Source organism: Bradyrhizobium sp. CSS354 (assembly GCF_029051725.1).
In the GTDB taxonomy this organism is placed as follows: domain Bacteria; phylum Pseudomonadota; class Alphaproteobacteria; order Rhizobiales; family Xanthobacteraceae; genus Bradyrhizobium.
The window spans coordinates 143,970-157,026 of record NZ_JAACFU010000014.1 but is presented as its reverse complement, the minus strand read 5'-3'; the positions used below and the strand labels follow the sequence as shown (position 1 = coordinate 157,026).

Sequence of the window (13,057 nt, the reverse complement as noted above, 5' to 3'; positions counted from 1 at the left end):
GGCGGAGCCGGGTCCCGGGCATCTACGTTTTTAGCCTCCGCGTGAAAGCCCGCGGCTGGCCGGGACAAGCTCAGGCAACCACGCGGGTTCTTCCCAGCGTCCTGCCCTTGGCAGCCATTCCGCTCCGTGCTTCGCTGCCGCGCATAAGACGAGCATGACGAGGTGGGCTATGGCGGGGCGTGACCAGCTCGACGGCGTCGATCTGAAGATACTCTCCGAGTTGCAGCAGGACGGGCGGGTTCGCAACAACGAGCTGGCGCTGCGCGTCGGGGTGTCCGGGCCCAACTGCGTGAGGCGGCTGAAATCGCTGTTCAGCCGCGGCGTGATCCGGGCGGTGCGCGCCGTCATAGACGAGCGGCTGCTCGGCTACGAGGTGGTGTCGTTCGTCTCGATCCAGCTCGGCAGCCAGGCCCAGCCGGTGCTGGCCGCGTTCGAGAGCTCCATCGCCGCGATCCCGCGCATCCAGCAGTGCTGGCGGATCTCGGGCGACACCGACTATCTTCTCAAATGCGTGGCGCCGAGCGTCGAGAGCATGCGCCAGCAGCTCCTGCATTTCGCCGCGATGCCGAACGTGAAGAACGTCCGCAGCTTCCCGGTGCTGGGCGTGGCGAAGGACGTACCGCTGCCGTTGCAGGAGATCGCGGCGGCAGGATAGTTCGGCGGCGACGGATCCTAAACGTGGCTCGCACAACGACATCCAAAATCCGAAGGCGCGGGAGCGATTCCCTTACCGGGATACAGGTTCGGATAAGGCGGATAAAAAGGTAAGTAACTCACCTAACTGTGACATGTGATTTGCGAAGTCCTGCAATGCGCCGAGCCGTGATTGCCGGTTCCTGGTGCCGGCCTACATGCCAGGTGTGAACCTCAGCCTGCGTCGCATGCCGAGGCCTCTTTGTGGGACCCTGAAGCAGGAAAGACAACATGACCTCGATCTCGAAGACGTTCGTCGCATCCGCTGCGACGCTGTTCGCATCTGCGTTTCTCATGATGACCGCGCCGGCTGCCCAGGCGGAAGACTACTGCATCACCAATGGCGCCCAGGTCGCGCACGGCTGCGGCTATCCGACGATGGAGGCCTGCCGGGCCGCGGCCGGCGGCATCGGCGGCTCGTGCTCGCAGAGCGGCGGCGCGAAGACGTCGACGGACGCGCTGGCCTTCCAGCCGAAGCAGACGCAGTCGCGCACCAAGCTGCGCCCGGGCGGGCAGACCAACTCGAACTGATCGAGACCGGTTTGGAAATGTTGCGGCCTCCGAGTTGGATCTCGGAAGCCGCAACAGCATGACAGCCCGCGCGTCAGCGATACCTGCCGCGAAACTCGCGCGGTGAGGCACCGGCCCAGGTGCGGAAGGCGCGGGAAAAGCTTTTCTCGTTGCGGAAGCCGGCGATCTCCGCGATCCGCTTGATCGGGCTGCGACCGCGCATCAGCTCCTGCTTGGCGAGCTCGAATTTTGCTTCTTCCTTGAGATCGCGCAGCGAGGTCGCTTCCTCGCGCAGGCGCCGATGCATCGTGCGGGTGGAGAGTGCCAGCTCGCTCGCGACATCCTCGGCTCCGAGACTGCGTCCGCGCGCATTGCGGAGCACGCGGCGAACGCGCTCGACCAGCAGCCGGTCGCGCCGATAGGGGAGCACGGTCAGCCGCAGCGCGCCCTTGAGCATGTTGTCGAGGTCCGCCGCGCTACGGGTGAGCGGCAACGACAGATAATGCTTGTCGAAGGTGATGGAAGCGCGGTCCGCATCGAAGCGGATGTTTCGGCAAAAGATGGTCGGATAGACCGAGACATGGCCGGGCTCGGGGTGCGGAAATTCCGCGGTGCGGAGCGCGATCCTGGAATCCACAGCCCAGCAGGAAAAGCCGAGGACATAGCGGAGCAGGGTGACCAGGCAGAATTCGCGCAAATGCCCGAGGTCACGCAGCTCGCGGATGGACACGACCGCGGTCTCCTCGCTGACGGCGAGATCGAGCAGCACGTCCTCGGTGAGCAGACGATGGTGCCGGCACCAGCGCTTGAGTGCGACCTCCAGCGTTGGGGCGGTGATCGAGGCGCGGCACAGCATGCCGTAGGTGCCGAAGGGCAGCCGCCGCGAGAACCAGCCGAGCGCCTCGTCATCGAGTTCGCGCATGGCATGGCCCGCCAGCGCCTCGAACTGGCCGGCCGTGACCCGCCCATCCGGAGAATTGACAAGGTCTGGCGTTACCTGACCCCGGCTCAGCGCCTCGGTCGGATCGCGGCCGTAGCGTTCGTAAGCGGCAACGACCCCGCGGACGAAGGCGGCTGGGGTCACGGCGCGGCGCGGGATTGCGGTTGCGACCTGAAAAGGCATCGGAAATCCTCTGGGAAAATCCTCGCCAAGTTTGGCGGAAAATGCAACCTTTTCGACGGCAGAAGGGCCCCGATGCCGCTAGGTTCGGTCCCCAAAAGACGGAGGAATCGCCTTGAATATCCCGAGCATCGATTTCGATCTGGGCGAAGACATCAGCATGCTGCGCGACACGCTGCGCGCCTTCGTGGAGGCGGAGATCGCCCCGCGTGCCGCCGATATCGAGAAAGCCAATCTATTCCCGGCGGACCTGTGGAAGCGCCTCGGCGACCTCGGCCTGCTCGGCATGACCGCGCCGGAGCAATATGGCGGCTCCAACATGGGCTACCTCGCCCATATCGTCGCGATGGAGGAGATTTCGCGCGGCTCGGCGGCGGTCGGGCTCTCCTACGGCGCCCATTCCAACCTCTGCGTCAACCAGATCCGCCGTAACGGCAATGATGCGCAGCGCGAGCGCTATCTGCCAAAACTGATCTCCGGCGAATATGTCGGCGCGCTCGCGATGTCCGAGCCCGGCGCCGGCTCCGACGTCGTCTCGATGAAGCTGCGCGCCGACAAGCGCGGCGACCGCTACGTGCTCAACGGTTCGAAGATGTGGATCACCAATGGCGGCGATGCCGACGTGCTGGTGGTCTACGCCAAGACCGATCCGGAAGCGGGTCCGCGCGGCATGACCGCCTTCCTGGTCGAGAAGGGGGCCAAGGGCTTCAGCCATGGCCAGCATCTCGACAAGCTCGGCATGCGCGGCTCCAACACCTATCCGCTGTTCTTCGACGAATGCGAGGTGCCGGAGGAGAACGTGCTTGGCAAGGTCGGCGAGGGCGTCAAGGTGCTGATGTCCGGGCTCGACTATGAGCGCACGGTCCTCTCCGGCGGCCCACTCGGGATCATGGCGGCCTGCATGGACGCGGTGGTGCCCTACATGCACGAGCGCAAGCAGTTCGGGCAGCCGATCGGCGACTTCCAGCTCATGCAAGGCAAGCTCGCCGACATGTACGCGACCTGGCAGGCCACGCGCGCCTATGTCTATGCAGTGGGGCGCGCCTGCGACTGCGCCGATCACGCGCGCAGCTTGCGCAAGGATGCCGCCGCTGCGATCCTCTATTCCGCCGAGAAGGCGACGTGGATGGCGGGCGAGGCGATCCAGGCGCTGGGCGGGGTCGGCTACACATCCGAATTTCCGGTCGGACGTCTCTGGCGCGATGCCAAGCTCTACGAGATCGGCGCCGGCACCTCGGAGGTCCGGCGCATGCTGATCGGGCGCGAATTGATGGCCGAGACGGCTTAAAACCTTCACGCAATTGGAATCAACATGCCGCTCCATTCCAGCATCGATACGTCTTCATCGGACTTTGCACGCAATTCCGAGGCCATGCGCACCCTCGTCGCGGATCTGCGCGAAAAGCTGAGCCAGGTCGCCGGCGGCGGCGGCGAGGTCTCGCGCAACCGACACACGTCGCGCGGCAAGATGCTGGCGCGCGAGCGCGTCGACCTCTTGGTCGATCCCGGCACCGCGTTCATGGAGCTGTCGCCGCTCGCGGCCTATGGCCTCTATGGCGGCGACGTGCATTCGGCGAGCGTCGTCACCGGGCTCGGGCGCATCGCGGGCCGCGAATGCGTGATCGTCGCCAACGACGCCACCATCAAGGGCGGCACCTATTATCCCATGACCGTGAAGAAGCATCTGCGCGCGCAGGACGTGGCGCGGCAGAACAATCTTCCCTGTGTCTACATGGTCGATTCCGGCGGCGCTTTCCTGCCGCTCCAGGACGAGATCTTTCCGGACGAGCGGCATTTCGGCCGCATCTTCTACAACCAGGCCCAGATGTCCTCGCAAGGAATCCCGCAGATTGCCATCGTGATGGGGTCCTGCACGGCCGGCGGCGCCTATGTCCCCGCGATGTCGGACGAGAGCATCATCGTGCGCAATCAAGGCACGATCTTCCTCGGTGGGCCGCCGCTGGTGAAGGCGGCGACGGGCGAAGTGGTGACCGCGGAAGAGCTCGGCGGCGCCGACGTGCATTCGCGGCAATCGGGTGTGACCGATCATTACGCCCAGAACGACGCGCACGCGATCGGCATCGCCCGCCGCATCGTCGGCACGCTGAAGCCATCCGTGCGACCGAACCTCAACATGCATCCGCCGCGCGATCCCTTGTTTGCGGCGGAGGAGATCTACGGCGTGGTGCCCGTCGACGGGCGCAAGCCGTTCGACGTGCGCGACATCATTGCGCGCGTCGTTGATGGTTCCGAGTTCGACGAATTCAAGAAGCTCTACGGCACGACGCTGGTCTGCGGCTTCGCCCACATCTGGGGTTTTCCAGTCGGCATCATCGCCAACAACGGCATCCTGTTCAGCGAGAGCTCGCTGAAGGGGGCGCATTTCATCGAGCTATGCTGCCAGCGCGGCATTCCGCTGGTGTTCCTGCAGAACATCACGGGCTTCATGGTCGGTAAGAAATACGAAGCCGGCGGCATCGCGCGGGATGGTGCCAAGCTCGTGACGGCGGTGGCGACCGCCTCGGTGCCGAAATTCACCGTCGTGATCGGCGGCTCCTACGGCGCCGGCAATTACGGCATGTGCGGCCGCGCCTACTCGCCGCGCTTCCTGTGGATGTGGCCGAACGCGCGCATCTCGGTGATGGGCGGCGAGCAGGCCTCGATGGTGCTGAGCCAGGTCCGCCGCGACAATATCGAAGCCAAGGGCGATAGCTGGTCGAAAGAAGACGAGGAGACATTCCGCAGCCCGATCCGCGCGCAATATGAGAGCCAGGGGCATCCATACTATGCGACCGCGCGGCTGTGGGACGACGGCGTGATCGACCCGGCCGATACAAGGCTGGTGCTCGGCCTCGGCCTCTCGGCGGCGTCGAATGCGCCGATCGAACCGACGAAATTCGGCCTGTTCAGGATGTGATGCGATGGACCGCTCAAAGTTCTACCGTCGTTTTCGCACTCTCCTGATCGCCAACCGCGGCGAGATCGCCTGCCGCGTGATCCGCACCGCGCGCGCCATGGGCCTGCGCACGGTCGCGGTCTATTCCGAGGCGGACCGCGGTGCGATGCATGTCGCGCTCGCCGACGAGGCCGTGCTGCTCGGGCCCGCACGCGCCCGCGACAGCTACCTCAATGCCGAACGGCTGATCGAGGCCGCGCGCAAGACCGGAGCGGAGGCGATCCATCCCGGCTACGGCTTCCTGTCGGAGAATGCCGAGTTTGCGCAGGCATGTTTCGACGCGGGTCTGGTCTTCGTCGGCCCGACTGCCGCGATGATGACGGCGATGGGCTCGAAGTCCGGCTCCAAGGCGCTAATGGAGAAGGCCGGCGTACCACTGGTGCCCGGCTATCACGGCGAGGCCCAGGACGATGCGACGTTGGCGAAGGCGGCCGAGAAGGTCGGCTTTCCCATCCTGGTGAAGGCGTCCGCAGGCGGCGGCGGACGTGGCATGCGCATCGTTCGCTCCGCGGACGAGCTCGCGCCTGCGATCGTTAGCGCCAAGCGGGAAGCAAAAGCGGCGTTCGGCGACGACCGCATGCTGATCGAAAAATACGTCGACAATCCCCGGCATATCGAGGTGCAGATCATCGGCGATAGCCATGGCAATCTGCTGTCGCTGTTCGAGCGCGAATGCACGCTGCAGCGCCGCCATCAGAAGGTGATCGAGGAGGCGCCGTCGCCGACGCTCAATCCTGCCCAGCGCGAGACAGTCTGCGCAGCCGCGCGAAAAGCGGCCGGTGCGGTGAGCTATGTCGGCGCCGGCACCATCGAGTTCGTCTCCGACGGCAAGGACGTGTTCTTCATCGAGATGAACACCCGCCTTCAGGTCGAGCATCCCGTGACCGAGCTGATCACAGGGATCGACCTGGTCGAGTGGCAGCTCCGCGTTGCCTTTGGCGAGGCGCTGCCGCTCAAACAAGATGAGATCAAGCTCAACGGCCATGCTGTCGAGGCTCGGGTCTACGCGGAGAACCCGACCAAGAACTTCATGCCATCGGTTGGAAAAATTTCGACTTGGCGCCTGCCGGCGGGAACCGGGGGATTGCGCATCGACTCCGGCTATCGCGAGGGCGATACGGTCTCGCCGTACTACGATGCGATGCTGGCAAAGATGATCGCCTGGGCGCCGACGCGGGATGTCGCGATCGAGCGGCTGAACCGCGGGCTGGAAGAGTCCGACGTTCGCGGCATCGTCACCAACATCCCGTTCCTGTCGGCGCTGATGACGCATCCGAAGGTGAGGGCGAACGCGATCCATACCGGCTTCATCGAACGAGAGCTGGCGGTCCTGACGCAGGCGCCGCCGACGCCAGGCGAGCTCGAGCTGTGTGCCGCGGTGGCTGCGATCGTCAATGATGAGCGGCAGGCCGCGCAAGGCGAGGCGAGCTCGCCCTGGCAGACCTTTGGCTGGATGCCGGTCGGCCGCCGCCAGCGCAACTTTGCCTTTCGCGTTGGCCACGGGCCGGAGCAGAAGGTTGTGCTGAACTACGGCAGCGGCCCGTCCACACTGGTGATCGGCGAACGCGAGTTGGCGTGCACGATCGCGGCGAAGGGCGGCGGCTTCGACCTGACCCTCGACGGCGTCAAATCGTCGGTCGCGGCCGTGATCGATCGCCATGAGCTGTATTTGCGCACGCGCAACGGCCGCTTCGATCTGCACTGGGTCGATCCGTTCGGCGGCGAGATGGAGGAGCAGGCCGGCGCAGACAAGATCGCGGCGCCGTTGCCGGGCACCGTCGTCGCCGTGCTGGCGGAGGAGGGTGCCAACCTCGAGAAGGGCGCGCCGATCCTCACCCTGGAAGTGATGAAGATGGAGCAGACGCTGCGGGCGCCCTATGCCGGCGTGCTGAAGTCCATCAAGTGCAAGGTCGGCGACATCGTCCAGGAGGGCGTCGAGCTCGCCGTGGTCGAGCCTTCCGGAGAATGAGATGAGCGATCAGGTCCGCATCATCGAAATGGGGCCGCGCGACGGCTTGCAGAACGAGAAGACGGCGGTCAGCGTCGAGGCCCGCATCGCCTTCATCGAGGCGCTGGTTGCCGCCGGCCTCAATACAGTCGAGGTCGGCGCCTTCGTCTCGCCCAAGGCGATCCCGCAGATGGCGAGCTCGGAGGCTGTGCTGCGCGGCGTCAGCCACCTGACTGGCGCCGAATTCCACGTGCTGGTGCCGAACGAGAAGGGCTATGACGCCGCGCGCGCCGCGGGCGCGAAGGTGGTCTCCGTGTTCGCCGCGGCCTCCGAGGGCTTTTCGCGGGCCAACATCAATTGCACGGTCGCCGAATCCATCGAGCGGTTTAGGCCCGTGCTGGCGCGCGCCAACGCCGATGGTGTCAAGGTCCGCGGCTATATCTCTTGCGTGCTGGGCTGTCCGTTCGACGGCGAGATCAAGCCGAAGGCGGTGGCCGATCTCGCCACCACGCTGTGGGAGCTCGGCTGCTACGAGATCTCGCTCGGCGACACCATCGGCGTCGGCACGCCGGCCAAAGCCAAGGAGATGCTGCGCGCGGTCAGCGCCAATATCCCGCCTGCGAAGCTCGCGATGCATTTTCACGACACCTACGGCCAGGCGCTCGCCAACCTCTATGCGGGGATGGAGGAGGGCGTCCGCGTCATCGACGCCGCCGCCGGCGGCCTCGGCGGTTGTCCGTACGCGCCGGGCGCGACCGGCAATGTCGCGACCGAAGATGTCGTCTACATGCTCGAGGGCATGGGCGTCAGGACGGGCGTCGATATGGACCGGTTGCTGGGGGCGACGAACGAGATGAGCGCAGTGCTGGGCAAGCCGCCGGTGAGCCGCGTGGCGTCCGCGCTGAACGCGAAGAAAAGGCGCGCCCGTTCCTAGTTCTCCGTCATTGCGAGCGCAGCGAAGCAATCCAGAGTCCCTCCGCGGGAAAAGTCTGGATTGCTTCGTCGCAAGGGCTCCTCGCAATGACAGCAGAGAGAGCTCTTGCAGGATCAGGCTGCCTTCAGCCCGACATCGGGCAGGCGCGGCCGGCTCTTGAGCGCCTTCACCATCATGGCCTCGACCTCGGCCTTCTCCTGCGGCAGCAGCGCGAGGCGGGGCGGGCGCGTCAGCGCGGTGCCGCGGCCCATGATGTGCTCGCACAGCTTGATGCACTGGACGAGGTCCGGGCGCGCATCGAGATGCAAGAGCGGCATGAACCATTCGTAGAGCGGCATCGCCTCGGCAAAGCGCCCCGCCTTGGCCAGGCGAAACAGCGTCTCGCCCTCGCGCGGGAAGGCGTTGGACATGCCGGAGACCCACCCCACGGCGCCCATGGCGATGCTCTCGACGATGACGTCGTCGAGGCCGGCGAACAGCACGAAACGATCGCCGACCATGTTCCTGGTGTCGATGAAGCGCCGAGTATCTCCGGAGGAATCCTTGAAGCAGACGACGGTCTCGACGTCCGCGAGCGTGGCCAGGATGTCGGGCGTGACGTCGTTCTTGTAGATCGGCGGGTTGTTGTAGAGCATCACCGGCAGGTCCGTCGCGGTGGCGACGGCGCGGAAATGCGCGGCGGTCTCGTGCGGCTTGGACGAATAGACCAGGGCCGGCATCACCATCACGCCGTCGATGCCGACGCGCGCGGCCTCCTTCGCGGTTTCGACCGCGAAGGCCGTGGTGAATTCGGCGATGCCGCACAATACGGGGACGCGGCCGGCCGCGACGGACTTCGCGGTCTCCATGATCGCGACCTTCTCCTTGCGCTCCAGCGAGGTGTTCTCGCCGACCGAGCCGCAGACGATCAGGCCCGAGACGCCGTCACGGATCAGCCCGTCCATCACCTTCGCGGTCGCGGCGATGTCGAGCGAGAGATCGTCGTGGAATTGCGTGGTGACGGCCGGGAAGACGCCTTCCCAGGAAACGCGGCGGCTCATGGTTTGACTCCGAGTGGATTTTGCCGGCGGGAGGCTGGATCCGCCGGGTGTTTTGAAGGGGATGGCGGGTGGGATCAGAGCGTGGCGCCGACCTTGCGCAGCTCGGCGAGGACAGGTGCCTTGGGCAGCCAGATCTTGTCGAACTCGGCAATGACAGCTTCGGTATCGCCGGCTGGCACCTGGCGGATCGGGATCGGGGCGTTGCGGAAATTCTCGATCAGGGTGGGCTCGTTGGAGGCCAACTCGTCGATCTGCGCATCCAGCGTCGACTTGACGGTCTTGGCGATCAGCTCGCGGTCGGCGGCGGGGAGCGACTGCCAGACCCGGCCCGACACCACTGCGGCCATCGGCATGAAGACGGCGTTCATCTGCAGGATCACCTTCGATACCTTGTCGAAGCGCTGGTTCCAGGAGAATTCGAGGTCGGCTTCGAGGCCGTCGACCTGGCCGTTGGCCATCGCGTCGAACACCTGCGGCGTCGGAATCGGCGTCGGGGCTGCACCCAGCGATGAGTAGAAATCGCGATAGACCGGCGTCGGATTGATCCGCAGCTTCATGCCCTTGATGTCGGCGAGCGAAGTCAGATCCTTGGAGGAGAATACCGCCCGCATCCCGGTGATGCCCCAGCCCAGCCCGATCGTCCCGGTCTCCTGCGGCAGCACCTCGAACAGCTTGACCGCCGCCGGATGCCGCACGAATTTCGCGACCGCAGGGGTCGAGCGGACGATGTAGGGCGCGTTGATCGCAGCGATGTGCGGCACGCGCGAGCCGAGCTCGGCGGCCTGGATGAAGCCCATGTCGAGCGCGCCGGACTGCAATTGCTGCATCATCGCGGGCTCGTTGCCGAGTTGGCCGGAGTGGAACACGGTGAGGGTCAGGCGGCCGTTGGTAGCGGCTTTGAGGTCTTCGCCAAATTTGAGTGCGGCCTTGTTCCAGGAATGGCCGTTCGGCGTGATGAGGCCGAGGCGGAATTCCTTGGACTGGGCGAGCGCCAGCGACGGCGCGAACACCGATGCGGCGGCGCTGGCTGCGAGAAAGCGGCGGCGTGAAAGCGGCATGGTCGGGCTTCCTTTTTGACGGGCCTATTTGATGAGGATCAGCGAGAGCGACGGATAGAGCGAGAGCAGCACCAGCAGGACGCAGGAGATGACGAAGAAGGGCAGGGTCACCATGAACATCTTGCCGGGCTTGGCGCCGGTGACGGCGGCCGCGACGAAGAAGCAGAGCCCGACCGGCGGGGACAACAGGCCGAGAACCAGGTTGATCACCACCACGACGCCGAAATGCCTGGGATCGATGTGATAGACGTCGGTTGCGACCGGCAGCAGGATCGGCACCGTCATGATCAGGCCGGGAATGCCGTCGATCACTGTGCCGATCACCAGCAGGATGACGTTGCAGATCAGCATGAAGCTGATCGGGTCCTTGGCGGCCGTCTGGATCCAGGCGGCGGTTTCCTGCGGCACCTTGCCGAAGATCAGCACCCAGGAGAACACCGCCGCGGCGGCCACCAGGAACAGCACGATCGCCGCATAGATCGCGCTACGCAGCATCATCTGCGGCAGCTGCGAGAATTCGAACTCCCTGGTCCAGAACTTTCCGACCAGGGCTGCGGCAACGGCGCCGACGGCGGCGGATTCCGTCGCGTTGGCGAGACCGCCGAGGATGGTGCCGACGATGACGATCGGGATCAGCAGGGTGGGCGAAGTCCGCAGGATCGTCGCCACGCGCTGCCGCGGCGTCTGATAGTCGGCGCGTGGATAGCTGTAGATGTATCCCATCAGGGCGATGACGACGCAGAACATCACGGTGAGGATCACACCCGGCACGATGCCGGCGATCAACATGTCGCTGACTGAGACCTGCGCGAGCACGCTGTAGACCACGAACATCACCGATGGCGGAATGATCGGGCCGAGCATGCCGCCATAGGCGGTCAGCCCCGCCGCAAACGTCTTGTCGTAGCCCTTCTTCTCCATCTCCGGCACCATGATCTGGGCCATGATCGCGACCTGTGCGGTCGCCGATCCCAGGATTGAGGAGATGAACATGTTGGCGAGGATGTTGACGTAGGCGAGCCCGCCTTTAAGCGAGCCGACGAAGGCCATCGCCATATCGACGATGCGCCGCGTGATGCCGCCGCCGTTCATGATCTCGCCGATCAGGATGAAGAGCGGAATGGCGATCAGGCCATAGCTGTCGACGCCGCCGAACAGCTGGAGCGGATAGGACTGGAACAGCACGGGATTGCCTGACGCCGCGATGTAGACCAGGCCGGCGAGACACAGACAGAGGCCGATCGGCACGCCGACCAGCATGATCGCGAGGAAGGCTGCCGACGTGATCATCAGTTGACCCCGTCGAGTTCGGAGAGCGCAAAGCCCTTCGGTTGCGTGCGCGGAACCAGCTCGAGGTCTTCCAGCAAATTGGCGAGGCCATGCACGGTCATCGACACCGCGAAGATCGGCAGCGTCAGATAGAGCACCCAGGTCGGCCAGTTCAGCGTCTGGGTGTGCTCCGTGTAGAGGAAATTGAAGGTCTGGGCCGCCAGCTTGCGCCCGTCGAAACCGGCGCGGGCAAGGCCGATAGGGTCCATCCAGAGCACACAGGTAACGATCAGGGCGAGGCCGAACACGACGACGAGGCCCGTCGAGATCGCCTTCGCGATCTTCCGGATGCGGGGCGAAAGACGTTCCGTCAGCATCGTCACCGCGAAATCGAGCCGCAGCCGCGTCATCGCGGAGGCGCCAATGAAGGTCAGCCAGACCACGCAATAGACCGCGGATTCGTCGATCCAGTAGATCGGAAAATGCGAGTAGCGGGTGACGACGTTGACCAGGATCAGGCCGGTGAGCAGGTACATCAGGCCCATCAATGCGATGCGCTCGACAGCGAGCAGGGCGCTGGAAGCGCGGACGATCATGCGTCGAACGCTGAACGCGCGCGTGGCCGGCATCGTCTGCTCGATCATGAAGAGGCCCCATTGCCCGCAAGATTTGTCGTGCGATGGCCGAATGTATAATTTATACATTTTGGCTGTCAAATGGAATTGCGGGCTGCCTCGAAGGCGTGCACGACCTTTTCGCGGGGGACGGGATGACATCAACATGCAAGACAGGGACCGTTCCGGCCGGCCGAGTCGGGAACGGACGGAAGATCGGATGAAAGCGCCTCTGAAGCATCGCACCCTGTCGGCTGCGATCGTCGACCAGCTCCGACAGGCAATCCTCGACGGGACCTATCCGGCCGGATCGCAACTGCGCCAGGATGCGCTTGGCGAGGCCTATGGCGTCAGCCGTATCCCCGTGCGCGAGGCGCTGTTTCAGCTCGAAGCGGAGGGCCTGGTGCGGATCGTTCCGCAGAAGGGCGCCATCGTCTCCGAGCTGTCACTGGACGAGATCAACGACGTCTTCGACCTGCGCCGGATCCTGGAGCCGCGGCTGCTGGCGCACTCGGCCCCCCAATTCACCGTGGAGGATTTCGCGGGGCTCGACGACATCCACAAGAGCTTCGAGAAGGCGATCAAGGCCCGCAACGTCAGCGAATGGGGGCAGCTCAACGCCGACTTCCACATGGCGTTGTATGTCCATGCCCCCCAGCCCCGCACCCGGGCGATCGTGCTGTCACTGCTCCAGACCAGCGACCGCTATACGCGTCTCCAGCTCTCCAACACCAAGGCGATGGGGACCGCCGAGAAGGAGCACGCCTATCTGATCGCGCTCTGCCGCACGCAAAAGATCGAGGAGGCCTGCCGGTTTTTGGAGCGGCACATCGAAGCCGTGCGCAAGGATCTGTTGCAGGTGGTGGCGATCGCACCGCGGTCGCGGCGGAAAGAGAAATCGTAGGGTGGGTTAGC

General features: G+C 65.0%; 12 protein-coding genes. 7 read left to right on the top strand and 5 right to left on the bottom strand.

Annotated elements, in window-relative coordinates; translation table 11 throughout:
* Positions 1-169: 169 nt before the first annotated feature.
* Together GWG67_RS28450 and GWG67_RS28445 are read left to right on the top strand one after the other, a co-directional pair.
* A complete protein-coding gene (locus GWG67_RS28450; RefSeq protein WP_007591345.1) occupies positions 170-655 on the top strand; it encodes an Lrp/AsnC family transcriptional regulator in 486 nt (161 codons plus the stop codon).
* 269 nt (positions 656-924) lie between these two features.
* Positions 925-1,224, top strand: coding sequence for a DUF3551 domain-containing protein (locus tag GWG67_RS28445; protein WP_275172643.1), 300 nt, complete (start codon positions 925-927; stop codon positions 1,222-1,224).
* 73 nt (positions 1,225-1,297) lie between these two features.
* Here the strand turns inward: GWG67_RS28445 and GWG67_RS28440 are convergent, their stop codons facing one another.
* The gene (locus GWG67_RS28440; RefSeq protein WP_275172642.1) at positions 1,298-2,326 is read right to left on the bottom strand and encodes an AraC family transcriptional regulator; all 1,029 of its coding nucleotides are present in this window, start codon (positions 2,324-2,326) and stop codon (positions 1,298-1,300) included.
* Between the two features lie 112 nt (positions 2,327-2,438).
* Between GWG67_RS28440 and GWG67_RS28435 the strand changes: the two genes are divergently transcribed.
* Genes GWG67_RS28435 through GWG67_RS28420 form a run of 4 tightly spaced genes read left to right on the top strand, consistent with a single transcriptional unit; the run spans position 2,439 to position 8,161 of the window.
* Positions 2,439-3,611: an isovaleryl-CoA dehydrogenase gene (locus GWG67_RS28435; RefSeq protein ID WP_342761060.1), complete on the top strand. Its 1,173-nt coding sequence runs from the start codon at positions 2,439-2,441 to the stop codon at positions 3,609-3,611.
* A gap of 24 nt (positions 3,612-3,635) precedes the next feature.
* The gene (locus GWG67_RS28430; protein WP_275172641.1) at positions 3,636-5,240 is read left to right on the top strand and encodes a carboxyl transferase domain-containing protein; all 1,605 of its coding nucleotides are present in this window, start codon (positions 3,636-3,638) and stop codon (positions 5,238-5,240) included.
* A 4-nt stretch (positions 5,241-5,244) separates the two neighbouring features.
* Positions 5,245-7,248: an acetyl/propionyl/methylcrotonyl-CoA carboxylase subunit alpha gene (locus tag GWG67_RS28425; RefSeq protein ID WP_275172640.1), complete on the top strand. Its 2,004-nt coding sequence runs from the start codon at positions 5,245-5,247 to the stop codon at positions 7,246-7,248.
* Position 7,249: 1 nt separating this feature from the next.
* Positions 7,250-8,161, top strand: coding sequence for a hydroxymethylglutaryl-CoA lyase (locus GWG67_RS28420; RefSeq protein ID WP_275172639.1), 912 nt, complete (start codon positions 7,250-7,252; stop codon positions 8,159-8,161).
* Between the two features lie 113 nt (positions 8,162-8,274).
* Here the strand turns inward: GWG67_RS28420 and GWG67_RS28415 are convergent, their stop codons facing one another.
* The 4 genes from GWG67_RS28415 to GWG67_RS28400 all read right to left on the bottom strand — a co-directional run bounded on the left by GWG67_RS28415 (position 8,275) and on the right by GWG67_RS28400 (position 12,157).
* Positions 8,275-9,201, bottom strand: coding sequence for a dihydrodipicolinate synthase family protein (locus tag GWG67_RS28415; protein ID WP_275172638.1), 927 nt, complete (start codon positions 9,199-9,201; stop codon positions 8,275-8,277).
* Between the two features lie 74 nt (positions 9,202-9,275).
* A complete protein-coding gene (locus GWG67_RS28410) occupies positions 9,276-10,259 on the bottom strand; it encodes a TRAP transporter substrate-binding protein (RefSeq protein WP_275172637.1) in 984 nt (327 codons plus the stop codon).
* 24 nt (positions 10,260-10,283) lie between these two features.
* Positions 10,284-11,549: a TRAP transporter large permease gene (locus GWG67_RS28405; RefSeq protein ID WP_275172636.1), complete on the bottom strand. Its 1,266-nt coding sequence runs from the start codon at positions 11,547-11,549 to the stop codon at positions 10,284-10,286.
* Positions 11,549-12,157 (bottom strand): TRAP transporter small permease, encoded by a 609-nt coding sequence (locus GWG67_RS28400; RefSeq protein WP_275172659.1) that lies wholly within the window; start codon positions 12,155-12,157, stop codon positions 11,549-11,551. Before GWG67_RS28400 ends, GWG67_RS28405 begins: the two co-directional genes overlap by 1 nt.
* Before the next feature lie 205 nt (positions 12,158-12,362).
* Between GWG67_RS28400 and GWG67_RS28395 the strand changes: the two genes are divergently transcribed.
* Positions 12,363-13,046, top strand: coding sequence for a GntR family transcriptional regulator (locus tag GWG67_RS28395; protein ID WP_275172635.1), 684 nt, complete (start codon positions 12,363-12,365; stop codon positions 13,044-13,046).
* Positions 13,047-13,057 lie beyond the last annotated feature (11 nt).

Coding starts and splice junctions, on each gene's coding strand:
- GWG67_RS28420 (WP_275172639.1), top strand. CDS start 7,250: ATGAGCGATCAGGTCCGCATCATCGAAATGGGGCCGCGCGACGGCTTG.
- GWG67_RS28445 (WP_275172643.1), top strand. CDS start 925: ATGACCTCGATCTCGAAGACGTTCGTCGCATCCGCTGCGACGCTGTTC.
- GWG67_RS28425 (WP_275172640.1), top strand. CDS start 5,245: ATGGACCGCTCAAAGTTCTACCGTCGTTTTCGCACTCTCCTGATCGCC.
- GWG67_RS28405 (WP_275172636.1), bottom strand. CDS start 11,549: ATGATCACGTCGGCAGCCTTCCTCGCGATCATGCTGGTCGGCGTGCCG.
- GWG67_RS28415 (WP_275172638.1), bottom strand. CDS start 9,201: ATGAGCCGCCGCGTTTCCTGGGAAGGCGTCTTCCCGGCCGTCACCACG.
- GWG67_RS28395 (WP_275172635.1), top strand. CDS start 12,363: ATGAAAGCGCCTCTGAAGCATCGCACCCTGTCGGCTGCGATCGTCGAC.
- GWG67_RS28450 (WP_007591345.1), top strand. CDS start 170: ATGGCGGGGCGTGACCAGCTCGACGGCGTCGATCTGAAGATACTCTCC.
- GWG67_RS28400 (WP_275172659.1), bottom strand. CDS start 12,157: ATGCCGGCCACGCGCGCGTTCAGCGTTCGACGCATGATCGTCCGCGCT.
- GWG67_RS28430 (WP_275172641.1), top strand. CDS start 3,636: ATGCCGCTCCATTCCAGCATCGATACGTCTTCATCGGACTTTGCACGC.
- GWG67_RS28440 (WP_275172642.1), bottom strand. CDS start 2,326: ATGCCTTTTCAGGTCGCAACCGCAATCCCGCGCCGCGCCGTGACCCCA.
- GWG67_RS28410 (WP_275172637.1), bottom strand. CDS start 10,259: ATGCCGCTTTCACGCCGCCGCTTTCTCGCAGCCAGCGCCGCCGCATCG.